This window comes from Mumia spirodelae (assembly GCF_050632745.1).
Classification (GTDB): domain Bacteria; phylum Actinomycetota; class Actinomycetes; order Propionibacteriales; family Nocardioidaceae; genus Mumia.
This window is the reverse complement of the sequence record NZ_JBODSD010000002.1, coordinates 673,117-696,190: the sequence shown is the minus strand read 5'-3', so window position 1 is coordinate 696,190 and position 23,074 is coordinate 673,117. Positions and strand designations below refer to the sequence as shown.

24 protein-coding genes and 3 tRNA genes are annotated in these 23,074 nt (G+C 70.8%); 25 read left to right on the top strand and 2 right to left on the bottom strand.

The window, feature by feature from the left end; translation table 11 throughout:
• Positions 1-36 precede the first annotated feature (36 nt).
• The 5 genes from pdxR to ACQSSQ_RS12875 all read left to right on the top strand — a co-directional run bounded on the left by pdxR (position 37) and on the right by ACQSSQ_RS12875 (position 3,082).
• Positions 37-1,464, top strand: coding sequence for a MocR-like pyridoxine biosynthesis transcription factor PdxR (gene pdxR / locus ACQSSQ_RS12895; protein WP_431327474.1), 1,428 nt, complete (start codon positions 37-39; stop codon positions 1,462-1,464).
• 81 nt (positions 1,465-1,545) lie between these two features.
• Positions 1,546-1,618: transfer RNA gene (locus ACQSSQ_RS12890), tRNA-Thr, on the top strand.
• Positions 1,619-1,685: 67 nt separating this feature from the next.
• Positions 1,686-1,759: transfer RNA gene (locus ACQSSQ_RS12885), tRNA-Met, on the top strand.
• A gap of 42 nt (positions 1,760-1,801) precedes the next feature.
• Positions 1,802-1,972, top strand: a complete 171-nt coding sequence (gene rpmG / locus ACQSSQ_RS12880) for a 50S ribosomal protein L33 (RefSeq protein ID WP_431327473.1) — start codon at positions 1,802-1,804, stop codon at positions 1,970-1,972.
• Between the two features lie 78 nt (positions 1,973-2,050).
• Positions 2,051-3,082, top strand: coding sequence for a UDP-N-acetylmuramate dehydrogenase (locus ACQSSQ_RS12875; RefSeq protein WP_431327472.1), 1,032 nt, complete (start codon positions 2,051-2,053; stop codon positions 3,080-3,082).
• Between the two features lie 143 nt (positions 3,083-3,225).
• Here ACQSSQ_RS12875 and ACQSSQ_RS12870 read toward each other — a convergent pair whose 3' ends face one another.
• Both ACQSSQ_RS12870 and ACQSSQ_RS12865 read right to left on the bottom strand, forming a co-directional pair.
• On the bottom strand, positions 3,226-4,233 hold the full coding sequence (locus ACQSSQ_RS12870) for a type IV toxin-antitoxin system AbiEi family antitoxin domain-containing protein (RefSeq protein WP_431327471.1): 1,008 nt from the start codon (positions 4,231-4,233) through the stop codon (positions 3,226-3,228).
• A gap of 154 nt (positions 4,234-4,387) precedes the next feature.
• Positions 4,388-5,410 (bottom strand): adenosine deaminase, encoded by a 1,023-nt coding sequence (locus ACQSSQ_RS12865; protein ID WP_431327470.1) that lies wholly within the window; start codon positions 5,408-5,410, stop codon positions 4,388-4,390.
• A gap of 181 nt (positions 5,411-5,591) precedes the next feature.
• Here ACQSSQ_RS12865 and ACQSSQ_RS12860 point away from each other — a divergent pair.
• The 20 genes from ACQSSQ_RS12860 to ACQSSQ_RS12765 all read left to right on the top strand — a co-directional run bounded on the left by ACQSSQ_RS12860 (position 5,592) and on the right by ACQSSQ_RS12765 (position 23,071).
• Positions 5,592-5,664 (top strand) — tRNA-Trp (locus tag ACQSSQ_RS12860).
• A gap of 67 nt (positions 5,665-5,731) precedes the next feature.
• Entirely contained in the window at positions 5,732-5,959 is a 228-nt protein-coding gene (gene secE, locus ACQSSQ_RS12855) for a preprotein translocase subunit SecE (RefSeq protein ID WP_431327469.1), read from the top strand.
• A 352-nt stretch (positions 5,960-6,311) separates the two neighbouring features.
• The gene (nusG, locus tag ACQSSQ_RS12850) at positions 6,312-7,217 is read left to right on the top strand and encodes a transcription termination/antitermination protein NusG (protein ID WP_431327999.1); all 906 of its coding nucleotides are present in this window, start codon (positions 6,312-6,314) and stop codon (positions 7,215-7,217) included.
• A gap of 89 nt (positions 7,218-7,306) precedes the next feature.
• Positions 7,307-7,735: a 50S ribosomal protein L11 gene (rplK, locus tag ACQSSQ_RS12845; protein ID WP_431327468.1), complete on the top strand. Its 429-nt coding sequence runs from the start codon at positions 7,307-7,309 to the stop codon at positions 7,733-7,735.
• A gap of 80 nt (positions 7,736-7,815) precedes the next feature.
• Entirely contained in the window at positions 7,816-8,529 is a 714-nt protein-coding gene (gene rplA, locus ACQSSQ_RS12840; protein WP_431327467.1) for a 50S ribosomal protein L1, read from the top strand.
• 155 nt (positions 8,530-8,684) lie between these two features.
• Positions 8,685-9,515, top strand: coding sequence for an SCO4651 family lipoprotein (locus tag ACQSSQ_RS12835; RefSeq protein WP_431327466.1), 831 nt, complete (start codon positions 8,685-8,687; stop codon positions 9,513-9,515).
• A gap of 285 nt (positions 9,516-9,800) precedes the next feature.
• Positions 9,801-10,385 (top strand): 50S ribosomal protein L10, encoded by a 585-nt coding sequence (gene rplJ / locus ACQSSQ_RS12830; protein ID WP_431327465.1) that lies wholly within the window; start codon positions 9,801-9,803, stop codon positions 10,383-10,385.
• Positions 10,386-10,441: 56 nt separating this feature from the next.
• Positions 10,442-10,834, top strand: coding sequence for a 50S ribosomal protein L7/L12 (rplL, locus tag ACQSSQ_RS12825; RefSeq protein ID WP_431327464.1), 393 nt, complete (start codon positions 10,442-10,444; stop codon positions 10,832-10,834).
• Between the two features lie 337 nt (positions 10,835-11,171).
• Complete coding sequence (locus tag ACQSSQ_RS12820) at positions 11,172-12,179, top strand: DUF6801 domain-containing protein (protein WP_431327463.1); 1,008 nt, start codon at positions 11,172-11,174, stop codon at positions 12,177-12,179.
• A 67-nt stretch (positions 12,180-12,246) separates the two neighbouring features.
• A complete protein-coding gene (locus ACQSSQ_RS12815) occupies positions 12,247-13,236 on the top strand; it encodes an ABC transporter ATP-binding protein (protein WP_431327462.1) in 990 nt (329 codons plus the stop codon).
• Positions 13,233-14,012 carry an MlaE family ABC transporter permease gene (locus tag ACQSSQ_RS12810; protein WP_431327461.1) on the top strand — a complete coding sequence of 260 codons (780 nt, stop codon included), beginning with the start codon at positions 13,233-13,235 and terminating at the stop codon, positions 14,010-14,012. Before ACQSSQ_RS12815 ends, ACQSSQ_RS12810 begins: the two co-directional genes overlap by 4 nt.
• A gap of 1 nt (position 14,013) precedes the next feature.
• A complete protein-coding gene (locus ACQSSQ_RS12805; RefSeq protein WP_431327460.1) occupies positions 14,014-14,841 on the top strand; it encodes an MlaE family ABC transporter permease in 828 nt (275 codons plus the stop codon).
• Positions 14,841-16,160, top strand: coding sequence for an MCE family protein (locus tag ACQSSQ_RS12800; protein WP_431327459.1), 1,320 nt, complete (start codon positions 14,841-14,843; stop codon positions 16,158-16,160). Before ACQSSQ_RS12805 ends, ACQSSQ_RS12800 begins: the two co-directional genes overlap by 1 nt.
• On the top strand, positions 16,157-17,263 hold the full coding sequence (locus tag ACQSSQ_RS12795) for an MCE family protein (protein ID WP_431327458.1): 1,107 nt from the start codon (positions 16,157-16,159) through the stop codon (positions 17,261-17,263). The genes ACQSSQ_RS12800 and ACQSSQ_RS12795 overlap by 4 nt, the downstream gene beginning before the upstream one ends.
• Positions 17,251-18,234, top strand: a complete 984-nt coding sequence (locus ACQSSQ_RS12790) for an MCE family protein (RefSeq protein ID WP_431327457.1) — start codon at positions 17,251-17,253, stop codon at positions 18,232-18,234. Before ACQSSQ_RS12795 ends, ACQSSQ_RS12790 begins: the two co-directional genes overlap by 13 nt.
• On the top strand, positions 18,231-19,463 hold the full coding sequence (locus tag ACQSSQ_RS12785; protein WP_431327456.1) for an MCE family protein: 1,233 nt from the start codon (positions 18,231-18,233) through the stop codon (positions 19,461-19,463). Before ACQSSQ_RS12790 ends, ACQSSQ_RS12785 begins: the two co-directional genes overlap by 4 nt.
• A complete protein-coding gene (locus ACQSSQ_RS12780; RefSeq protein ID WP_431327455.1) occupies positions 19,463-20,572 on the top strand; it encodes an MCE family protein in 1,110 nt (369 codons plus the stop codon). Before ACQSSQ_RS12785 ends, ACQSSQ_RS12780 begins: the two co-directional genes overlap by 1 nt.
• The gene (locus ACQSSQ_RS12775; protein WP_431327454.1) at positions 20,569-21,837 is read left to right on the top strand and encodes an MCE family protein; all 1,269 of its coding nucleotides are present in this window, start codon (positions 20,569-20,571) and stop codon (positions 21,835-21,837) included. Before ACQSSQ_RS12780 ends, ACQSSQ_RS12775 begins: the two co-directional genes overlap by 4 nt.
• Positions 21,804-22,379, top strand: a complete 576-nt coding sequence (locus ACQSSQ_RS12770; protein WP_431327453.1) for a hypothetical protein — start codon at positions 21,804-21,806, stop codon at positions 22,377-22,379. The genes ACQSSQ_RS12775 and ACQSSQ_RS12770 overlap by 34 nt, the downstream gene beginning before the upstream one ends.
• The gene (locus ACQSSQ_RS12765) at positions 22,376-23,071 is read left to right on the top strand and encodes a hypothetical protein (protein WP_431327452.1); all 696 of its coding nucleotides are present in this window, start codon (positions 22,376-22,378) and stop codon (positions 23,069-23,071) included. The genes ACQSSQ_RS12770 and ACQSSQ_RS12765 overlap by 4 nt, the downstream gene beginning before the upstream one ends.
• Positions 23,072-23,074 lie beyond the last annotated feature (3 nt).

The window sequence follows — 23,074 nt, the reverse complement described above, 5'->3', positions numbered from 1 at the left end:
GGATCCCATGGCGCAGGTTCATGGTCCAATCAGAGGGTGCGAACCTGGGCCATCGGCGATCTCGACCTGCACGTCCGGCTGTCGCCGACGCGGCCGACCCGGTCGCTCGCGCAGGCGATCCGCGAGGCGGTCGTCGACGGACGGCTGCGACCGGGCACGCGGCTGCCCGCGTCCCGCCGGCTCGCCCAGGACCTCGGCATCGCCCGCAACAGCGTCGCCGACGCGTACGGCCTGCTGGTGGCCGAGGGGTGGCTCGAGGCCCGCGCCGGCGCCGGGACGTGGGTGGGCGAGCGGGTCGGGGGCGGCCCTGCCCCGAGCCCCGCACCGCCGGTGCCGGCACCGTCCCTGGACCTCCGCGCGGGCATCCCGGACGCCTCCACCTTCCCGCGAGCGGAGTGGGCTGCGGCCGTCGGCCGCGCGCTCGAGGCGGCTCCGGACACAGACCTCGGCTACACCGACGTCCAGGGCACGAGGGCGCTGCGCGAGGCGCTCGCGGACTACCTCGGGCGTGCGCGCGGGGTGCGGACCGACGCCGACCGCCTCGTCGTCGGGAACGGCTTCGGCGACCTTCTCGGGATGCTGTGCCGGGTCCTCGCCGCGCGCGGCGCACGGCGGTTCGCGGTCGAGGAGTACGGCCACGAGGCGCACAGACGGATCGTCGCGGCCGCGGGGCTGGAGGTCGTCGCCGTGCCGGTCGATGGCGAGGGCATCGACGTCGAGGCCTTGGCGCGGCTCGACGTCGCAGGCGTGCTGGTGACGGCGGCGCACCAGTTCCCCACCGGGGTCCCGCTGTCGGCGCGCCGGCGCGTCGCGCTCACCCGGTGGGCCGAGAGAACGGAGGCGCTGGTCGTCGAGGACGACTACGACGGTGAGTTCCGCTACGACCGTCGGGCGATCGGCGCGCTGCAGGCGCTGGCGCCGGACCACGTCGCCTACGTCGGGACGGCGAGCAAGGCGCTCGCGCCGGCTGTCGCGCTCGGGTGGGCCGCCGTCCCGGCCGGCGCCGTCGCGGAGGTGAGGGCGCTGCGGTCGGACGAGGGGCGGCGCCCGGCCGCCGTCCACGAGCTGACGCTCGCCCAGCTCCTCCGCGACTACGGGTACGACCGCAACGTCCGCCGGCTGCGCCAGCACTACCGCCGCCGCAGGGAGGCCCTCGATGCCGCCCTGCGTGCCGGTGCTCCCGGGTGCGCGCTGGTCGGCCTCTCGGCCGGGCTGCAGGTCGTCGTCGCCCTCGCCGACGGTGCGGACGAGGACGCGGTGGTCGCCCAGGCCCGCCTGCGCGGCGTACGGGTCGAGGGGCTCGCGCACTACGCTGCGGGCGCCGCCGTCCGCGGCAGCGCCGGTGCGCGAGCACCGGCCGTCGTGGTCGGGTACGGGGCTGCGTCGCCGAGCCGCTTCGATGCCGCGATCGCCGCTCTGGTCGACGCGATCACGGCCGCGCGGCCCGGCTCCGCGGGCGCGTGAGCGTGACGCAGGTCATCGAGGGGACCCCGGATTTCGGTTCCCGCGGCGCGCCATGTATCTTTACTTCTCGGTTCGCCGATCGCCCCTTTAGCTCAGTCGGCAGAGCGTCTCCATGGTAAGGAGAAGGTCTACGGTTCGATTCCGTAAAGGGGCTCTGAGTCTCACCCGCTCCCTCCGCCTCTGTCATCAGCACAGCACCGGCAGGGTGCGGGCGGACGTATGGCGGGGTAGCTCAGGTGGTTAGAGCACACGGCTCATAATCGTGGTGTCGCGGGTTCGAGTCCCGCCCCCGCTACAAAGACGACAGAAGCAGTTCCAGCGAAGAAGAGGCAGACTCGTGGCCAGCAAGAGCTCTGACATCCGCCCCAAGGTCACCTTGGCGTGCACCGAGTGCAAGCGGCGCAACTACATCACCAAGAAGAACCGCCGCAACGACCCCGATCGTCTCGAGCTCAAGAAGTTCTGCCCGCACGAGCGTCGTCACACGGTCCACCGCGAGACCCGCTGACCTCGCTTCGCGTCACACACTCCACTGGGGTCCCGCCGTCTCGGCGCGGACCCCGGTGTCATGTTGGGAGCTCCCTCGATGCGTGACCTGAACGTCCTCGCCCCGCTGACCACGCTGCGGATCGGCGGGCCGGCGCGCGACATCGTCGAGGTGGACAGCGTCGAGGACCTCGTCGACACCGTGCGCGAGCTCGACGACGCCGGCGAGCCCCTCCTGCTGCTCGGCGGCGGCAGCAACGTGGTCGTCGCCGACGAGGGGTTCGACGGGACCGTCGTCGTCGTCCGGACCCAGGGGCTCGTGGCCGACGTCTCGTCCTGCAGCGGGGCGACCCTGACCGTCGCGGCCGGCGAGGTCTGGGACGACTTCGTGGCGCACGCCGTCGCGCAGGAGTGGACGGGCGTCGAGGCGCTCTCCGGCATCCCCGGCCGGGTCGGCGCGACGCCGATCCAGAACGTCGGCGCCTACGGGCAGGAGGTCTCGCAGACCATCGCCCGGGTCCAGACCTACGACCGGGTCACGCAGCGCATCGTCACCTACAGCGCCGACGACTGCGGCTTCGGCTACCGCACCAGCCGCTTCAAGCAGGAGCCCGGACGCCACGTCGTCCTCGAGGTGACGTTCCAGCTGCGGCTGGGGTCCCTCGGCGCCCCCGTCCGGTACGCCGAGCTGGCGCGCACCCTCGGCATCGAGGTGGGGGAGCGGGTCCCGTCGTCCGACGTCCGCGAGGCCGTGCTCGCGCTGCGGGCCGGCAAGGGCATGGTGCTCGACCCGGACGACCACGACACCTGGAGCGCCGGGTCGTTCTTCACCAACCCGATCCTCCCTGCCGACGCGGCCGCCTCGCTGCCCGCGGACGCCCCGCGCTTCGCCCAGCCCGACGGGCGGGTCAAGACCAGCGCCGCGTGGCTGATCGAGCACGCGGGCTACGGCAAGGGCTACGGCACCACCGCCGCCCGGGTCTCGAGCAAGCACAGCCTGGCCCTCACCAACCGCGGCGGGGCCACCGGCTACGAGCTGCTGGCCCTCGCGCGCGAGATCCGTGACGGCGTCGAGGCGAAGTTCGGGGTGCGGCTGGAGAACGAGCCGGTCCTGGTCGGCGCCGCGCTCTGACGGCCACCCCTGCCACCGCCGTACGGCCGCCCACGCCGTACTCACCCACTCAGCGACGCTCCGACCAACTCGGCGACGCCCCCCGCCGCCGCCGAGTAGTCCCAGCCGTCGCTGAGTGCGGGCGTGCCGGACCTCGCCAGAGCTCACCGAGTGCCGAAGGTCCGTGCCGACCGCGCGAGGTCCCGCTTGATCCGTGCGGCCGTCCGAGCCTGGTTCGCCTCCGTCAGATCGGCCCACGTCAGGCGCGTGACGCCGTAGCCGAGGTCGCGGATCTCCCGCTCGCGGCGCTTCTCGGCGAGGATCTTGTCCCGCGCGGTCATGCCCTGCGCGGGGTCGTCCTCGTACTTCATCGCCCCGTCGAACTCGAGGACGTGGCGAACCGACGGCCACCCGAAGTCGGCCTCAGCGTGCCGTCCGCCCGGCAGGGCGATGACGTACTGGGGTTCGGGTCGCGGGATGTCGAACCGCCAGCACAGGACGAGCACCCGGACCTCGGCCGGACTGTCGCACCGTGCGTCGGTGATCTCGACGGCGTCCTTGGCGTCCCTCGTCCCGGGGCGCTTGCCGAAGCCGACAAGGACCTCGCGTAGCTCTGCCTTCGCAGCCTCCTGCGAGAACTCCTCCGGCATCCCGCCGAGCAGGGCTGCGCTCCGGCGACTGGCGAGCCAGGCCCACGCCACGATCGCGGCGTCGTCGAGCGACGACGTGCACATCACCTGCGCGGTCGCCCTCGGCGCTCGAACGACACGGATCTCGTCGACGACCACGACGTCGGCGGCACCGAGCGCGTCGCGGTGCCGGTGGATCCCGTTGCGCCGCCGACTCGTCGTCCCACCGACACGGGCGACGTGGACCACGTCGGTGTCGAGGTCGTCGAGCATGACGCCGTGCACCACCAGCGCGGAGTCGTGGCTCGCGGCGTACTCCGGTCCCAGGGCAGCCAGGACGCTGCGGATCACGACGAGCTGCTGCTCACGCGGTGACGCTGCTGCCTGCGTCGAGGCAGGAGCGTAGACCCCGCGCCGCAGCTTGACCCACCCTCCGTCCGCGACCTGGCGTGCGAGGTCGTTGGAGCCGTAGCCGAGGTCCTTGGCCTGGCGGCGCGTGGCGTACCCGCGGTTCCGGCGGGCCACCTTCTCGAGTCGTTCCATGGCGGACAACCCTGGCCCAACAGCGCTGACACCTGCGGGAGCGCCTGTGGATAACCCACGGCGTCCCTACTCGGCGACGCATCGCCCTACTCGGCGACGCATCCCGGCGGCGCTGCGTTGTCGCGACCGTCGCTGAGTCGCGCGCTGGCGGCCGTCAGTCCGGCGTCGCGGCGAGCCAGGCGTCGATCGCCGCGAGCGCATCGTCGCGCAGCGCGTCGGGGGCGTACGAGCCGCGCAGCGACATGCGTGCCAGCTCGGCGAGCTCCTCGTCGCTGAAGTCCTGCGCGGCGCGCAGCGCGGCGTACTGGCCCGCGAGCCGCGCCCCGAACAGCAGCGGGTCGTCCGCGCCGAGCGCGACGCCCACGCCGGCCTCCATCAGCGTCCGGACCGGCACCTCCTCGAAGGTGTCGTAGACGCCGAGCGCGACGTTCGACGACGGGCACACCTCGAGCGTGATCCCGGCCGCGGCGACGGCTGCGAGGACGGCGGGGTCCTCCACGCAGCGCACCCCGTGCCCGATCCGGTCGGGGTGGAGGTGGTCGAGCACGGCGGCCACGCTGGCGGCCCCGCGCAGCTCGCCGCCGTGGGGCATGCTGTGCAGTCCGGCGCGCCGCGCGATGGCGAACGCGGGGGCGAACGCTGCCGTGTCGCCACGTCGCTCGTCGTTCGAGAGCCCGAAGCCGACCACGCCCCGGCCCTCGTACTGCGCCGCCAGCCGGGCCAGCGTGCGCGCGTCCAGCGGGTGGCGGGTGCGGTTGGAGGCGATGACGACGGCCATCCCGATGCCGTACGCCGCGCTGGCCTGCTCGACGCAGGCGAGGACGAGGTCGGTGAACGCGGTGATGCCGCCGAAGAGCGCTGCGTACCCGGACGGGTCGACCTGGATCTCGGTCCACACCGAGCCGTCGGCCGCGTCGTCCTCCGCGACCTCGTGGACGAGCCGTCGGACGTCGTCGGGGGTCCGCAGCACCGAGCGCGCCGTGTCGTACAGCCGCTGGAAGCGGAACCAGCCCTTCTCGTCGGTCGCGCGCAGCCGCGGCGGCCACTCCTCGACCAGCGCGGGAGGCAGGCGTACGCCGTCGCGCTCGGCGAGCTCGACCAGTGTCCGGTGGCGCATGGACCCGGTGAAGTGGAGGTGGAGATGGGCCTTGGGGAGGCGGTCGAGGGAGCGTGTCACGGGCTCAGTCCCGCCCGTCGCGGGTCCGGTCGGCTACGGCCATGCGGTCATCGTGCCAGCCGGTTCGACTCCGCGCCGGGCCACCCCGTACACTTGACGACCGGTGGAAGTTTCCACTGTGTCGTCATGCCCTCCGGACTGTTCCAGAGGTGCACGGCGCCGCGGCGGGAGCGATCATCGAAGGGCAGTAGCTCAACTGGCAGAGCATCGGTCTCCAAAACCGAAGGTTGGGGGTTCAAGTCCCTCCTGCCCTGCAACACAAGCCCGGTCCGTCCCGACGGCGGACCGATGACGGGCACCACGATCGAAGGGAACGGTCACATGAGTGAGACGTCGAGTGCGTCGACCGAGGGCACACGCTCCGGCCGCACGTCTCCGGTGACCTTCTACCGCCAGGTCGTCGCGGAGCTCCGCAAGGTCGTCTGGCCGACCCGCTCGCAGGTCGCCAACTACTTCGTGGTCGTGCTCTTCTTCGTGCTCGTCATGATGGCCATCGTGGCGGGCCTGGACTACGGCTTCGGCAAGCTGATGTTCTGGGTCTTCGCCTGACCCACGGGTCGAGGAGGCCCTGGGCCGTGAGATCCAAGGGCCGAGAAGAGACGAGGAAAGAGGCGCTGTGACCCAGCCGTACGACGAGAACGAGGGCGACGAGCTCCGCGACCTCATCGGCGAGGACGACCGCGCGCCGCTCGACTTCGACGAGAACGAGCTCGAGGCGCAGGAGTTCGAGGACGGCATCGACGCCGCCGCCGATGCCACCGAGGCCGACGTGCCCCAGACCTTCGAGGCGTACGAGGTGCGTGGCGAGGACGAGGGCGAGCCCGACGTCCCCAGCGCGTCCGAGGCCGCTGAGGCGGAGTTCGAGGGCGAGGCGTCGACCGACCCCGAGACCGAGGACCAGATCGCGGAGACGACCACCGACGGGGCCTACCTGGGCGACGGCGAGGACGTGACCGAGGCGCTCGCCGCCGACGCCGCGATCCAGCGCGGCGAGACCGTCGATCCGGAGGCCGAGGCGCTGGTCGCCGCTGCCGCCTCCGACGACGAGGCCGCCGCTGCCGCGGCCGAGGACGCCGCTGAGGTCGAGGCCGAGATCGAGGACGAGGCCGAGGAGGTCGTCGAGGAGGCGCAGGACATCGCCGACGCCGCCGGTGTCGTCGAGGACGCCCTCGAGGCCGTCGCCGCGGAGTCCGACCCGCTGGCAGAGTTCCGCGAGAAGCTGCACAACCAGTTCGGTGACTGGTACGTCGTCCACACCTACTCCGGCATGGAGAACAGGGTGAAGTCGAACCTCGAGAACCGGACCACCTCCATGCACATGGAGGACTACATCTTCGAGGTCGTCGTGCCGACCGAGGAGGTCGCCGAGATCAAGAACGGTCAGCGCAAGCTCGTCAAGCGCACCGTGCTTCCCGGCTACGTCCTGGTCCGCATGGACCTCACCGACGAGTCCTGGTCGACGGTGCGCAACACGCCGTCGGTCACCGGCTTCGTGGGCAACGCCCACCAGCCCGTCCCGCTGACCCTCGCCGAGGTGGAGAGCATGCTCGCTCCCGCCGTCGAGGCGCAGGTCGCGGTCGAGCAGCCGGCAGCGGCATCGGCGGCGGCGCAGTCGCAGGCGCCGAAGGTCGAGTTCACCGACTTCGCGGTCGGCGACTCGGTCATGGTCGTGGACGGGCCGTTCGCGACCCTGCACGCCACGATCACCGAGATCAACGTCGACGCCCAGCGTGTGCGGGCGCTCGTCGAGATCTTCGGTCGGGAGACCCCGGTCGAGCTGAGCTTCGCGCAGATCCAGCGGGTCTGAGCACCCGGTACGCTCGAACGGGTGCTTCCGAGCACCACCAGTGGGAGGGCCGAGGCAGGCCCACCGTGACCACGATAAGGAAAAGAGATATGCCTCCGAAGAAGAAGATCGCTGCCCTCGTCAAGGTGCAGCTGCAGGCCGGTGCCGCCACGCCGGCCCCGCCGGTCGGTACCGCCCTCGGTCCGCACGGCGTCAACATCATGGAGTTCTGCAAGGCGTACAACGCCGCGACGGAGTCCATGCGTGGCAACATCGTCCCGGTCGAGATCACGATCTACGAGGACCGGTCGTTCACCTTCATCACCAAGACGCCGCCGGCTGCGGAGATGATCAAGAAGGCCGCCGGCCTCCAGAAGGGCTCGTCCGTCCCGCACACGGACAAGGTCGGCTCGATCAGCAAGGACCAGGTCCGCGAGATCGCCCAGACCAAGCTGCCCGACCTGAACGCGAACGACATCGACGCCGCGATGGAGATCATCGCCGGCACCGCCCGTTCCATGGGCGTCACCGTCGACTGACCTCGTCGTCCCGACCGACCGAACTGTGGCAGGGCCAGCTGGGCCCGACGACCACGACTGGTAGAGAGAGAAGAACCAGAATGCCTCAGCACAGCAAGGCGTACGACAACGCCGCCAAGAAGATCGACAAGGACGCGCTGTACGCCCCCCTCCAGGCGATGACGCTCGTCAAGGAGTCGGGGTCGAAGAACTTCGACTCGACCGTCGACGTGTCCATGCGCCTCGGCGTCGACCCCCGCAAGGCCGACCAGATGGTCCGCGGCACCGTCAACCTCCCCAACGGCACCGGCAAGACCGCTCGCGTCCTCGTGTTCGCGACCGGTCCGAACGCCGACGCCGCTCGCGAGGCGGGCGCCGACTACGTGGGCGCCGACGACCTGGTCGAGAAGATCCAGGGCGGCTGGCTCGACTTCGACGCCGTCGTCGCGACGCCGGACATGATGGGCAAGGTGGGTCGCCTGGGTCGCGTGCTCGGCCCCCGCAACCTGATGCCCAACCCGAAGACCGGCACCGTGACGCCCGACGTCGCCAAGGCCGTCTCGGACATCAAGGGCGGCAAGATCGAGTTCCGCATCGACCGTCACGCGAACCTCCACTTCGTGATCGGCAAGGCCTCGTTCAGCGCCGCTGCGCTGGCCGAGAACTACGCCGCCGCGCTCGAGGAGATCCTGCGTCTCAAGCCGTCGAGCTCGAAGGGCCGCTACCTCAAGAAGGTCACCGTCTCCACGACGATGGGCCCGGGTGTCCCGGTCGACCCGAACCGCACCCGCAACGTCGCCTCCGAGGAGGAGTGACGTCCACGCGTCCCGTACGCGTGAGCTGAACGACGCCAGGCGCCGTCTCCCTGAGGGAGGCGGCGCCTGTGCGTTGAGGGGCGGCGCCGCGGGGCGGCACCGCGGGCAGGGGATACACGGTTCGGAGTGGTCGGTCGACGGGGTAGCGTGGAGGCATGCGCACGCGAACCCTGACGACCGCCCTGGCGGCCCTCGCCCTCGCCCTGACCGCCGGCTGCGGGAGCAGCGCGGACGTGGCAGGGGACGACGGTGGCAGCACCTCCTCCTCCTCCTCCTCAGGCTCGACGACGAGCGGCGGCGGAGGCGACGAGGGCGCGACGGTCCTCACCTCGGAGAACTTCGCGTCGGTGGTCTCCGGTGCGCAGCTGAAGGCGCAGACGGCGCACATGACCTTGACGATGAACGTCGCGGGCCAGAACGTGAAGGCCGAGGCCGACGTCAAGACCGACAGCGACCCCACCAAGGGCGCCATGCACATGACGATGGACGTCGCCGGTCAGTCGGTCGACATGATCATGGTCGACGGCGTGATCTACATGAAGGCGCCGGGGATGCCCGACGGCAAGTGGATGTCGATCGACCTCGACGAGGCGGCGGGTGCCGCGGGTGCCTCCTTCGAGCAGATGCGGGAGTCGATGGACCCCTCCCAGAGCATCAAGAACCTCGAGGACGCGATGAGCTCGCTGAAGGACACCGGCGAGACCGCGACCATCGACGGTGTCGAGGCCCGGCGCTACGACGCCGTCCTCGACACCAGCAAGATCGCCGGGATGGAGGGCGGCGCCGCCGCGCAGATCCCGGACCAGATCACGTACCAGTACTGGGTCGGTCCGGACCAGCTCCCGCGCAAGATCGTCGTCGACCTCGCCGCGACGCCGATGGAGATGACGTTCACCAAGTGGGGCGAGGACGTCGACGTGCAGGCTCCGCCGGCAGCGGACGTGGTCGACGGCTCCTCGATGATGGACGGCCTCCCGACCCCCTGACGGGCCCGCATCCCGACGATTTGGATCTGCGCGGGTCGGTCACGTACGCTGGACGACGCCGAAGACCGCCGGTCGTCCGCGACAGCCCCGCAAGGGAGTGTCACGGATCGAAGGTCCCGCGATTGCGGGCGGCCCGCGCAGGTTCACAGAGTTTCTCGCACTCAACCGTGCGACACGCCCCGTGCCCTGCGCCGGGGCGTTCGTCGTTTTCCGGGCCGGATGCGCCGGTGGCCTTCGTACGAACCAGGTGCTCGTCGCACGGCGAGCACGACACGAAGGAGAACCATGGCGCGACCGGACAAGGCCGCAGCGGTTGCCGAGCTGACGGACGAGTTCCGCAGCTCGAACGGCGCTGTGCTGACCGAGTACCGCGGTCTCACCGTGAAGCAGCTGCAGGACCTGCGGCGCTCGCTCGGTGAGAACGTCAACTACGCCGTGGCCAAGAACACGCTGACCAAGATCGCGGCTCGCGAGGCCGGCGTCGACGGCGTCGACGACCTCCTCAACGGCCCGACCGCCATCGCCTTCATCAAGGGCGATCCGGTCGAGGTCGCCAAGGGTCTGCGTGACTTCGCCAAGGCGAACGACAAGCTCGTCATCAAGGGTGGCTTCCTCGAGGGGAAGTCGCTCGACGCTGCCGAGATCACCAAGCTTGCCGACCTCGAGTCGCGCGAGGTCCTCCTCGCCAAGCTCGCCGGCGGCATGAAGGCGAACCTCTCGAAGGCCGCCGCTCTGTTCCAGGCACCGCTCGCCCAGGCGGCGCGTGCTGTGGGTGCCCTGCAGACCAAGGTCGAGCAGGAGACTCCCGCGACCTCGGCTCCCGCCGAGACCGAAGAAGCCCCGGCCGCGGCCGAGGGCTCCGAGGGCTAGGGCCCGATCACGTATCCGACCCCCCCTCGGGGTCCCCAACAGGAAGGACGCCAACCATGGCGAAGCTCAGCACCGAGGACCTGCTCGACGCTTTCAAGGAGATGACCCTTCTTGAGCTCAGCGAGTTCGTGAAGCAGTTCGAGGAGACCTTCGACGTCACCGCTGCCGCTCCGGTCGCGGTCGCCGCGGCCCCGGCCGCCGGCGGCGCTGCCGGTGACGCCGGCGCTGCCGAGGAGAAGGACGAGTTCGACGTCGTCCTCGAGTCGGCCGGCGACAAGAAGATCCAGGTCATCAAGGAGGTCCGTGCGCTCACGAGCCTCGGTCTCAAGGAGGCCAAGGACCTCGTCGAGGGCGCTCCCAAGCCGATCCTCGAGGGTGTCAACAAGGAGGCCGCGGACAAGGCCAAGGAGTCCCTCGAGGCTGCCGGCGCCACCGTCACCCTCAAGTGACGTCAACCTCCTCGTGAGGTAGTCCGCCTCTCTCGAGGCACCGGAGGCAGCTGTCCTCCACGCTCGACGAACGGGCGTCCACCCAGCAGGGTGGGCGCCCGTTCGCGCGTCTCCGGACGATTTCCGACCCGCCCCGCAGCCGGCGTACGGGAGGGGAGTACCGTCGTCCAGCCGTGCCTGTGAGAAGGGTCACCGTGCGTGTGACCGTGTTGTGACCGAATTGCCCCACCTGTGGGTTGTGTCACAGTGCAACTTCTGGTTACAGTCACGGTTATTACCTGGCAGTAGCAAGTGCGCCGCCGGGAGACCATCAGGTTCGCTTGGGAGGGAGAACCGGATGCGCGTCAGCGCCGCCGCAGCACGTCGAGGACTCGGCCTCGTAGCCACCGCAGGACTGGTCTCTGGGGGGATGCTCGTCCTGGCCCCGGTGGCGGCCGCAGAGCAGTCCGCCGAGATCAACCAGGTGGGCTACACCTGCGAGTCGGACAACGCGATCATCAACACCTCGCTGGGCGGCCCGCAGCAGTTCCTCGTCAACGCGCGCACGACGCTGCCCGACTCCGTGCAGCCCGGCGAGACGATCGCGCAGACCGCGGCCGAGCTCGACCTGATCCTGCCTGCGAAGCTCGTGGACCGGATCCGTGACGTCATGGAGGTCACGAAGGTCGGTGGTGCGGCGACGTCGACCGTCCTGCTGCAGGGTGTGGCCCCGGGCGGCGAGGTCGTCGGCACCCTGGAGCCGCAGGTTCGCGGCCTGAGCTCGCCGATGGTCGCCGTGCCGGCGTCGGGCCAGCTCCTGATCCCCGCGGCGGGCACCGTCGACGAGGTCGTCGTCCCCGACCTGCCGGAGGGGTCGAGCGGGCTGATCTACGTCCAGATGCCCAAGACGTTCACCCTCCAGGCCAAGCTCGACCCGCCGGTTCTCGGCGCGATCAGCGAGACAGAGCTCACCTGCGAGCGCAACAAGGACACCGCGGACGCCCGCGTCATCGGCACGATCCCGGTGGGCGACGGCTGCGAGGAGTCCGAGTGCCCCCTGCCGACGGCCGGCGGGACACCGGGCGGGGGCGGCAGCAACAACGGCGGCGGCGGCAGCACGGGCGGGGAGGACCCGCCGGTGATCGACCCGCCGACCGCGAACGCGACCGACGGCTCCGGCGGCTCCGGGTCGGGCGGCAGCGGGGACGACGACGATGACGACGACTCGGACGTCGCCCCGTACACGACCACGGCGCTCCCGGCGACGGGCTCGCCGGTCGGCGTGGGCCTGATCGCCCTCCTCGGCGTCGCCGCCGCGGGTCGCATCGCCCTCGCCGTCCGCACGCGTCGTCGCGCCAAGGCCTGACGAAGCCTGCTGGTCCTTTGTGGCCCCTCGCCGGTCGAGGAGCCCGTCCCCCCGAAGGAGTCCCTCCATGGGAGTCGAGGTACGCGTCGAAGGTCTGACGAAGTCCTTCGGCAAGCAGACGATCTGGCGTGACGTCTCGCTGACCCTGCCCGCCGGGCAGATCAGCGTCATGCTCGGACCGTCCGGCACCGGCAAGTCCGTCTTCTTGAAGGCGCTCATCGGCCTGCTCAAGCCCGACGAGGGTCACATCCTCATCGAGGGCACCGACATCGCCACCTGCAGCGAGCGGGACCTGTACGACATCCGCAAGCTGTTCGGCGTCCTGTTCCAGGACGGGGCCATGTTCGGCTCGATGACCCTGTTCGACAACGTCGCGTTCCCGCTGCGCGAGCACACCCGCAAGTCGGAGACCGAGATCCGCGAGATCGTCATGGAGAAGATGTCGATGGTCGGTCTCGTCGGCGCGGAGGACAAGCTTCCCGGCGAGATCTCCGGAGGGATGCGCAAGCGCGCAGGACTCGCCCGCGCGCTCGTGCTGGAGCCCGAGATCGTCCTCTTCGACGAGCCGGACTCGGGCCTCGACCCGGTCCGCACGGCCTTCATCAACCAGCTGATCGTCGACCTCAACGCCCAGATCGAGGCGACGTTCCTGATCGTCACCCACGACATCAACACCGCCCGCACGGTGCCGGACAACATCGGGCTGCTCTTCCACCGCCACCTGGCGATGTTCGGTCCGCGCGAGATGCTGCTGTCCAGCGAGGAGCCGGCCGTGCGCCAGTTCCTCAACGCCCAGACGGTCGGCCCGATCGGCATGAGCGAGGAGAAGGACGCCGACGAGCTGGCGATGGAGGACCACAGCACCCTGCCGCCGCTCCCGCCGATCCCGCTCCAGCTGCTGCCGAGCGACGGGCGTCCTCGCCCGACGCAGGCGCCTCCGGGGGCGTGGTGCGCCGCCAACGGCGTGACGCCGCCGCCCGGATCGTTCCTCGACGATGCCGTGTCGCTCGGCTCGGTTCCCCCACCCCAGCCGGTCCGGTCCGGCGGTGCGGCGTGAGTGCCGCGACCGTCGTCACCGCACCGCTCGCGACCGCAGGCAAGCTCTTCGCCTTCGGTGCCGACGTCGTGGTGGGCGTCTTCCGGCGTCCGTTCCAGGTCCGTGAGTTCATCCAGCAGGCGTGGTTCATCGCGTCGGTGACGATCATCCCGACCGCGCTGGTCGCGATCCCGTTCGGTGCGGTCATCGCGCTGCAGTCGGGCAGCCTGATCCAGCAGTTCGGGGCGCAGTCCTTCGCGGGCTCGGCCGCCGTGCTGGCGGTGGTGCGCGAGGCTGGTCCGATCGCGACGGCGCTGATGGTCGCCGGAGCGGGTGGCTCGGCGATCGCCGCCGACCTCGGCGCCCGCAAGATCCGCGAAGAGCTCGACGCGATGATGGTGCTCGGCATCGACCCGATCCAGCGCCTCGTCGTGCCGCGCGTCCTCGCCTGCATGCTGGTCGCCGTCTTCCTCAACGGGCTCGTGAGCGTGGTCGGCGTGCTCGGCGGCTACTTCTTCAACGTGATGCTGCAGGACGGCACCCCGGGTGCCTACCTCGCGTCGTTCACGGCGCTCGCGCAGACGGCCGACGTCTACCAGGGCATGGCCAAGGCGCTGGTGTTCGGCTTCATCGCTGCCATCGTCGCCGCCTACAAGGGGATGCACGCCGACGGCGGTCCCCAGGGCGTCGGTCAGGCCGTCATGGAGTCGGTCGTCATCACCTTCCTGCTCCTCTTCATGGCCAACTTCGTCATGAGCGCGCTCTACTTCCAGCTCGTGCCGGCGAAGGCGTTGTGACGTGGCCGACGTCAGAGCGCTCTACCAGCGACCCCTCGGCGGCGTCGACGCCCTGGGGCGGCACCTCGCCTTCTACCTGCGCGTGCTCGCCTGGGTGCCACGCACGCTGGTGCACTACCCGCGCGAGATCCTTCGGCTGCTGACGGAGGTGACGTTCGGCCGCGGCGCCCTCGCGGTGATCGGCGGCACGGTCGGCGTCATCACGGCCATGTCGTTCTTCACCGGCACCGAGGTCGGGCTCCAGGGCTACGCCGCGCTGGAGCAGCTCGACACGAGCGCCTTCGCCGGGTTCTTCTCCGCCTACTTCAACACCCGCGAGATCGCGCCGCTCGTCGCCGGGATCGCGCTCGCCGCCACCGTGGGCTGCGGGTTCACCGCGCAGCTGGGGGCGATGCGGATCTCGGAGGAGGTCGACGCGCTCGAGGTGATGGCGATCCCGTCGCTGCCCTACCTCGTCACCACGCGCGTCATCGCCGGGCTGGTGGCGATCGTCCCGCTGTACGTCGTCGGGCTGATGGCGTCGTACTTCGCCACCCGGCTCACGGTCACCGCGATCTACGGCCAGAGCGCAGGCACGTACGACCACTACTTCTGGCTGTTCCTGCCGCCGGAGGACGTGCTGTGGTCCTTCGCGAAGGTCCTGGTGTTCGCCGTCGTGGTGATCCTCATCCACTGCTACTACGGCTTCTACGCGTCGGGCGGTCCGGTCGGCGTCGGCGTGGCCGTCGGCCGGGCGGTGCGGACGTCGATCGTCATGATCAACGTCGTCGACCTCATGATGTCGATGGCGATCTGGGGGACGACCACGACGGTGAGGTTGGCCGGCTGATGGCACGCACCCCTGCTCTCGACCGTCCCGGGACGGTCCGCACGCTCGGCATCCTCATGCTGGCGCTCCTGCTCGGTGCCGTCTACGTGACCTACGCCGTGTTCACCAAGCAGTTCTCCGGCGACGTGCCGGTGACGATCCGCAGCCAGAGCGTCGGCCTGCAGCTCAACCGCAACGCCGACGTGAAGCTGCGCGGCGTCATCGTGGGGCGGGTCGACGAGATCACCTCCGACGCCGGGCAGGCCACGATCCACCTGATGATCGATCCCGACTACCAGCCCTTGATCCCCTCCGACGTGGAGGCGCTCATCGTGCCCAAGACGCTGTTCGGCGAGAAGTTCGTCGACCTGCAGCCGGTGTCGGCGTCGGCCGGCACCCCCATCGAGGCCGGCGACGTGATCGCCCAGGCCGACCTGCCCGCCGAGGTGGAGAGCCTGCTGATCGACCTCGACCCGATCCTCACCGCGCTCAACCCCGCCGATCTCTCCTACACGCTCAACGCGCTGGCGGAGGCCCTGGACGGGCAGGGCGAGGCGATCGGCGCCTCCCTGGAGACGCTCGAGGGCTACCTGCAGAAGATCACACCGCTCGCGCCGCGGATCGTCGAGGACATCACGCTCCTCGGCGAGACGGCACAGACCTACGCCGACGTGATGCCCGAGGTGGGGGAGACCCTGCGCAACGCCGTGGTCACGGGCAACACGCTGACCGGTCGCAAGGCCCAGCTCCAGGCCCTGTTCGTCGAGACCGCGGCCTTCGCGACCACGGCGGACGCGTTCCTCGACCGCACGGGCGACGACCTCATCACGCTCGCGCGCCAGTCGCGGCCGACCCTCGAGCTGCTCGCCGAGTACGCCCCGACCATCGGGTGCGTGCTCAAGGGCGTCGACCGGCTCAAGCCGCGGATCGACTCCGCCTTCCGCGACAACCGCGCCCACGTCACCATCGAGTTCGCGGCGCGCTCGCCGCGGGCGTACGACGCGGGAGACGCCGCGACCCTCCCGCCGGCCACCGGCGGTGGGAGCGCGCTCGACGCGACCTGCGCGACCCTGCCCAAGACCCCGTACGACGCCACGACGCCGGCACCGGGGATGAGCAACGCGCTGCTGCGCCAGCTCGGCATCACCGGACCGCTCGGCAAGACCAAGCCGCTGGTGGCGCCGACCGCTGCCGTGACGCCGGCCGGGTCGGCGGCCGAGAAGGCGCAGATCGACGCTGTCCTGGCTCCGGCGCTCGGCGTCGCGGCCGACGACGTGCCCGAGGTCGCGCAGGCGCTGGCCGGACCGGTCCTGCGTGGAGCGGAGGTGAGCTTCGGATGACCAAGCGCCGCCGCCGGCTCGACCCCCGCCTCGACCGCCGGACGACCGGTGCGCTCGCGCGCCTGCTCGTCTTCCTGGTCGTCACCGGCACGCTCACCGGCATCCTCGCGGTGGTGATCGGCAACGTGTCGTTCCTGGACACGAAGAAGTACAAGGCGGTCTTCGCCGACGTCACCAGCCTCGTCGAGGGCGACGACGTCAGGATCGCCGGTGTCCGCGTCGGCAACGTGGAGGAGGTCCGGGTGGACTCCGACGCGACCGCCGAGGTCACGTTCAGCGTGTCCTCCGACGTGACGCTGACGCACAGCACCCTCGCGACGCTGCGCTACCGCAACATGATCGGGCAACGCTACCTGTCGCTGACCGAGGGAGCGGAGGGCTCGAGCAGCCGGTTGGAGCCGGGGGAGACGATCCCGCTCGCGCGCACGCAGCCGGCGCTCGACCTCACCGTGCTCTTCGCCGGGTTCAAGCCGCTGTTCCAGGCGCTCTCGCCGGAGGACACCAACCAGCTCGCGTACGAGCTGATCCAGGTCTTCCAGGGCGAGAGCGGCACCGTGGAGTCGCTGCTCGGCCACACGGCGTCGCTGACCCAGACGCTCGCCGACCGCGACGACCTGATCGGCTCGGTGATCACCAACCTGACCAGCGTGCTCAAGTCCTTCAACGCCCGCGACACCGAGCTGTCGAGCACCATCTCGACGCTCCAGCAGCTGATCAGCGGGCTCAAGGACGACCGTGGCGTGCTGACCGGGTCGCTCGACGACATCGCGTCCCTCACGACCGAGACCGCGGGGCTGCTCAGCGCCGTACGCCCCGACCTGACCGCCGACATCGCGCACCTGCGTGAGCTGACCGCGGAGATCGGCACGAAGCGGGCGCGCAAGGCCCTCGACAGCACCCTGCAGATCCTGCCGATCAAGATCGACCGGATCGGCCGGACCGGCCAGTACGGCTCCTTCTTCAACTTCTACGTCTGCGACGTCGGGATCGACGGCAAGCTGCCGTCCCTGAGCGGCGTGCCTGGCTGGGAGACGGCACGTCCGTTCAAGACGACCAAGCGCGTGACCGTGACCGGGGCGGGGGCGAGCCGATGCGCACGATGAAGCCGTTCCGCGAGCGCAACCCCGTCGTCGTCGGGGCGGTCGGGCTGCTCGTGATCGCGCTGTTCCTGGTCGTGGCGAGCCAGGCCGGCAAGCTCCCCTTCATCGGCAGCGGCCCCACGTACGCCGCGGAGTTCACGGAGGTCGGTGGCCTGAAGAAGGGCGACGACGTCCGGCTCGCCGGCGTGCTGGTGGGTGAGGTCGACGACCTGGAGCTGCGTGGGGACAAGGTCCGCGTCACGTTCCGGGTCAAGCGCGAGCGCGACCGCCTCGGCAAGGAGACCGGTGCGTCGGTCCGCATCAAGACGCTGCTCGGCACGATGTACGTCAGCCTCGAGCCGGCGGGTTCGGGCACCCTCGAGACGGGCAGCGTCATCCCGACCACGCGGACCACGCCCCCGTACGACATCGTGCAGGCGTTCTCCGACCTCAGCGAGACGACGCAGGAGATCGACACCGACCAGCTGGCGTACGCGATGCGCACGCTCGGCGAGGTCACCTCGAAGACGCCCGACGAGTTCCAGAAGGCCGTCAAGGGCGTGACCGAGCTGTCGGAGAACCTCGCCGCCCGCGACGCCGAGATCAAGACGCTGCTCAAGAACATCGACGGCATCTCGGGAGTCCTCGCGAACCGCAACACCGAGGTCGTGAAGCTCTTCGAGGACGGGGGAGTGCTGTTCGACGCGCTCACCGCGCGCCGGCAGGCCATCCACGACGTCCTGGTGGGCGTGACCCGCATGTCCGACGAGATCCAGAAGCTCGTCGCCGACACGCGAGCGGAGCTCAAGCCGGCGCTCGACCGCCTGGCGGGGGTCGTCAAGGTCCTGCGCACCAACGAGAAGAACATCGAGTCCGCCCTGAAGCAGCTGCCGGCGTTCTACAGCATGGTCGCCAGCAACAGCGCGAACGGCCCGTGGCTCGACAGCTTCATCTACAACCTGCTGAGCGTCCTGGGCCTGGAGGAGGGACTGTGAGCGCCGACGTCACCCGTGGTCCGCGCGTGCCGCGCCGCGTCGTCGAGGGCGTCGCCGCGGTGCTCGTCCTCGCGCTGGTCGCGGCGCTCGTGGTCGTGCTGCTGCCGCGGTCGGACGAGCAGACGGCCACCGTGGACTTCGACCGGACCGTCTCGCTGTACGAGGGTTCGACGGTCCGCATCCTCGGGGTCGACGTCGGCACGGTCGAGTCGATCACCCCGCGCGGGTCCACCGTCCGCGTGAAGCTCTCGTGGGACGCGAAGTACGCCGTGCCCGAGGACGTCAGGGCGGTGATCGTGTCGCCGTCGGTGGTCGGCGACCGCTTCGTCCAGCTGACCCCGGCGTACGCCGGTGGTGCCAAGCTCGCCGACGGCGCCCACCTCGACCAGACCCGCACCGCGACCCCCACCGAGCTCGACGAGACCTTCGAGGCGCTCGACCGGGTCGCGACGGCACTGGGCCCCGAGGGCGCGAACAAGGACGGGGCGCTCAGCACCCTGCTCGAGACCTCGGCCGAGAACCTCGACGGCAAGGGGGAGGAGATCCGCCGCAGCATCGCCGCGCTCGCGAAGGTGACGACGACCGCCGACGGGTCGAAGGACGAGCTCTTCTCGTCGATGGAGAAGATCGAGCGGTTCGTCTCGGCGCTGGAGCAGAACGACGCCTCGGTGCGGTCGTTCAACTCCAGCCTCGCCTCGGTCTCGGAGGTGCTCGCGGGCGAGCGGGACGACCTGCAGGCCGCGCTCCGCGAGCTGGCGACCGCGCTCGGCACGGTCCAGACGTACGTCGCCGAGAACCGCGCGAGCCTGCGCAAGAACGTGGACGGGCTGGCGGACGTGACGGAGACGCTGGCCGACCAGCGCAAGAACCTCGCGAAGGTGCTCGAGCAGGGGCCGAAGGCACTGTCGAACCTCGCCGCGGCGTACAACCCCACCACCGGGACGCTGGACGCGCGCGGCACGATCAAGGGCAAGCAGGACGGGAAGTTCCGCACGCTCACCGACGCCGCCTACGTCTCCGCCTACTGCGGGCTGGCGGCCAACCAGAACCCGAAGTACGCCGACACCTGCTACGCCCTCGGCGAGGTGATCGCGTGGATGGCGGACCAGGCCAAGAACACCGGCAGCGGCGGGAGCAAGGCCTCGGCGAGGACGGCACCCGACGGCGCTGCCGCCGGCGACGACGAGGCGGGCTCGGCCGACCTCGCAGCCCTGATGGGGGTGGCGTGATGCGCGACGGTACGCAGCGGCGCTCGGCCGCGGCCCTCGCTCTGGCAGCGGGGCTGACCCTGGTCGCCGGGTGCGGTCGCGGCAGCGTCGGGGACCTCCCGCTGCCCGGCGGTGCCGACGTGGGCGACGACCCGTACACGGTGGTCGTGGAGTTCGCCGACGTGCTCGACCTCGTCCCGCAGAGCGCCGTGAAGGTCAACGACGTCTCCGTCGGCCGGGTGACCGCCGTGGCGCTCGACGGCTGGCAGGCCGAGGTCACGCTCACGGTGAACCGCGACGTCGAGCTGCCCGACAACGCTCTCGCGTCGATCCGGCAGACCAGCATCCTCGGCGAGAAGTTCGTCTCGCTCGAGCCGCCGGCGTCGGGGGCGCAGGGCCGGCTGTCCGAGGGCGACCGGATCCCGCTGGCCCGCTCCGGCCACACCCCGGAGGTCGAGCAGGTCCTCGGCGCGCTCTCCCTCGTCCTCAACGGCGGCGCCGTCGACAAGGTGCAGGTGATCGCTCGCGAGCTCAACGCGGCCACCACCGGGAGGGAGGCCAACATGCGGACGCTGCTGCGTCGCCTCGACGAGTTCGTGGGCACCGCGGAGGAGTCCAAGGGCGAGATCGTCGCCGCGATCGAGCAGATCGACAGGCTCGCGAAGGCGACCAAGGGCCAGCAGGCCGCGATCGACGACGCGCTCGACGACCTCCCCTCAGCCCTCCAGACGGTCAACGCCCAGCGCGCGAACCTCGTCCGGATGCTCGGAGCGCTCAGCGAGCTCAGCGCGGTGGGGACCGAGGTCGTCGTGAAGTCGAAGCAGGCGGTCGTCGCCGACCTCAAGGCGCTGAATCCCGTCCTGGACAACCTCGCCTCCGCCGGCGACGCCCTGGTCAGCTCGCTCGAGGTCCTGCCGACGTTCCCCTTCCCGGACAGCCTCCTCGGCGACGACCCGACCCAGGCGGCGGCCTACCAGATGGGCGACTACACCAACGTGTCCCTGGACTTCACCACGGACTTCACCAAGACGATCGGTCTCATGACCGAGGCCGAGCGCGCCTCGCTCAAGCAGGCGCTCCGTGGTGACGACGTGGCGTCGGTGATGGCGCGGACGGTGGTGGCGCCGTGATCACCAGACGCATGCGGGTGCAGCTGATCCTCTTCCTCGTCATCACGCTCGTCGGCGTCGCGTACGTCGGGGCGACCTACGCGCGCCTGGACCGGCTGGTCGGCGGCAGCGGCTACTCGGTGACGGTCCAGCTGGCCGAGTCCGGCGGGATCTTCACCGGCGCCGACGTCACCTACCGCGGCGTGAGCGTCGGCCGGGTCAAGGACATGTGGCTGACCGGAGACGGCGTCGACGTCGAGGTGCGCGTCGACGACGACGCCCCGCAGATCCCGGCCGACACGCAGGTCGTCGTCGCCAACAAGTCCGCCGTCGGCGAGCAGTACCTCGACTTCCAGCCCGAGAGTGCGTCCGGCCCGTTCCTCGGCGCCGACGACGTCGTGGCCCGAGACCGGACCCGCGTCCCGATCGACACCCGGACCCTCGTCACCGACGTCAGCGCGCTCCTCTCCTCGGTCGACGCCGACGACCTGAGCACCGTCATCACCGAGCTCGGCGACGCGTTCGAGGGGTCCGGCCAGGACATCCGGACGACGATCGATGCGACCAGCGGCTTCATCACGAAGGCCGACCAGAAGTACGCCGTCACCGCCGCGCTGATCCGCGAGTCGACGAAGGTGCTCCAGACGCAGGTCGACGGCGAGGACGACATCCGGACGTTCGCGAAGAACCTCCGCGACCTCTCGACCGCGATGAGGACCTCCGACCGGGACCTCCGCACGGTGCTCGACACTGGGGCGCCGACGGCGGCGACGCTGCGGACCGTGATCGCCGAGAACGCCGACGACATCGCCTCGCTGCTCGGCGACGCCATCCGGCTCAACACCGTGGTCAGGGGGCACCTCGACGGGATCCGGGGCGTTCTCGTGATCGCGCCGTACGGCGTCGAGAGCGCGTTCTCGATCATCGCGAAGGACTCGCGGACGGGCCAGTACGCGGCGCGGATGAGCCTCGTCCTGCAGCCCGAGAATGCGCCGTGCGAGGCCGGGTACGCCTCCGGGTCGCAGCAGCGTACGCCGTTCGACCGGACGCCGGCGGAGTGGAAGCGTACGTTCGCCTGCGCCGAGGGGCAGCCCCGCGGGGCAGGGTCGGCGAAGGGCGCGACGAAGGCGTCGTCGACGTCGGGCGACGAGGGCGTGGTCCTCGGTACGTACGATGTGGCGACGGGGCAGGTGGACGTCACCGACCGGACGACGATCCCCGACGCGCCGGATCTCGGGAAGGAGTCGTGGAAGTGGATGCTGCTCGGACCAGCGGTCGCGCGCTGAGCCGTACCCGCCTGCTCGCCCTGGCTCTCGCCCTCGTGGCGGTGGCCGGGCTCGTGGTCGGCGTCGTCGCGGTCGTGCGTGGCCCGCAGATCCCGGCGTACGCCGACGTGGCGTCCCGCCAGGACGTGCGTGCGGCCGCCGAGAAGTTCGCGACCAGCGTCAACACCTACGACGTGAAGGACCTGGACCCGTACGTGGCGCGCGTCGAGCCGCTGCTGACCGACGAGCTGGCGAGCCAGTTCGAGGCGTCGACGAAGGATCTGCTGTCCCAGTTCGCCGACGCCGGGATCGTGTCGAAGGGCACGGTCGAGCAGGTGGCGATCGAGAGCATCGACGACGACAGCGCGGAGCTCCTGGCCGCGATCACGGTGGCGACGGAGCCCGCTGACGTCCAGGTCGGGCAGCCGCGCCTGCGGTGGCGGATCGCGCTGGTGCGCGAGGGTGACCGCTGGCTCGTCGACAGCTTCTCCAACGTGACCGTCGAGTCCGGTGCCACACCGGCGCCGAGCGCGACCCCGAGTGCCGAAGGAGACGGCTCGTGAACGCCCGACGACCCCGGATCGCGGGGGAGCGGCGGCGTCCGTCGTCCCCTGCGGAGGCGGCCGACGCGACCGACGTCGAGGACGCGGGTGTCGACGGCGCCCCGGCCGCGGAGCCGGAGGCAGAGGAGCAGGCGAAGCCGGCAGTGAAGCCGGGGCCGGCGCCCGCGGCGCGCGCTCCCCGTCCTCCGCTGACGCGTCGGGCCCGGGTCGTCCTCGCGGTGCTCGCCTTCCTCGCGCTCGCCGCGGTCGTGTTCGCCGTGGTCGCGACGCTGGCCGTGCGCCAGACGGAGAACGACGCCGAGGCCCGTGTCGACGCGGCCGAGCGCGCCACGTCCGCGGCGTCGACGGCCCTGGAGACCACGTTGAGCTACCGGCACGCGACGGTCGCCGACGACCTCGAGGCCGCGACCGCGCTCATGACGCCGGACTTCGCCGCGGAGTACGAGCAGCTCGCGCCCCAGGTCGCCTCGGCGGCCCAGCAGCGCAAGATCGACGTGGCGGCGACGGTCCGCGCGATCGCTCCGCTGGAGTGCGGCCAGGAGTGCTCCGACGACAGCGTGCGGCTGCTCGCGTTCGTCGACCAGACCCGGACGATCGACGGCAAGGCCGGCTCGCCCGCCGCGCTGTCGATCGTGGTGCGGATGGAGAAGGTCGACGGCGACTGGCTGGTCGCGGAGATGACCACGACGTAGCCG

Bases quoted from the DNA above. Each gene is read 5' to 3' on its own strand.
- ACQSSQ_RS12875 (WP_431327472.1), top strand. From the start codon at position 2,051: ATGCGTGACCTGAACGTCCTCGCCCCGCTGACCACGCTGCGGATCGGC.
- ACQSSQ_RS12870 (WP_431327471.1), bottom strand. From the start codon at position 4,233: ATGGAACGACTCGAGAAGGTGGCCCGCCGGAACCGCGGGTACGCCACG.
- secE (WP_431327469.1), top strand. From the start codon at position 5,732: ATGAGTGAGACGTCGAGTGCGTCGACCGAGGGCACACGCTCCGGCCGC.
- rplK (WP_431327468.1), top strand. From the start codon at position 7,307: ATGCCTCCGAAGAAGAAGATCGCTGCCCTCGTCAAGGTGCAGCTGCAG.
- rplA (WP_431327467.1), top strand. From the start codon at position 7,816: ATGCCTCAGCACAGCAAGGCGTACGACAACGCCGCCAAGAAGATCGAC.
- ACQSSQ_RS12835 (WP_431327466.1), top strand. From the start codon at position 8,685: ATGCGCACGCGAACCCTGACGACCGCCCTGGCGGCCCTCGCCCTCGCC.
- rplJ (WP_431327465.1), top strand. From the start codon at position 9,801: ATGGCGCGACCGGACAAGGCCGCAGCGGTTGCCGAGCTGACGGACGAG.
- rplL (WP_431327464.1), top strand. From the start codon at position 10,442: ATGGCGAAGCTCAGCACCGAGGACCTGCTCGACGCTTTCAAGGAGATG.
- ACQSSQ_RS12820 (WP_431327463.1), top strand. From the start codon at position 11,172: ATGCGCGTCAGCGCCGCCGCAGCACGTCGAGGACTCGGCCTCGTAGCC.
- ACQSSQ_RS12815 (WP_431327462.1), top strand. From the start codon at position 12,247: ATGGGAGTCGAGGTACGCGTCGAAGGTCTGACGAAGTCCTTCGGCAAG.
- ACQSSQ_RS12800 (WP_431327459.1), top strand. From the start codon at position 14,841: ATGGCACGCACCCCTGCTCTCGACCGTCCCGGGACGGTCCGCACGCTC.
- ACQSSQ_RS12795 (WP_431327458.1), top strand. From the start codon at position 16,157: ATGACCAAGCGCCGCCGCCGGCTCGACCCCCGCCTCGACCGCCGGACG.
- ACQSSQ_RS12790 (WP_431327457.1), top strand. From the start codon at position 17,251: ATGCGCACGATGAAGCCGTTCCGCGAGCGCAACCCCGTCGTCGTCGGG.
- ACQSSQ_RS12780 (WP_431327455.1), top strand. From the start codon at position 19,463: ATGCGCGACGGTACGCAGCGGCGCTCGGCCGCGGCCCTCGCTCTGGCA.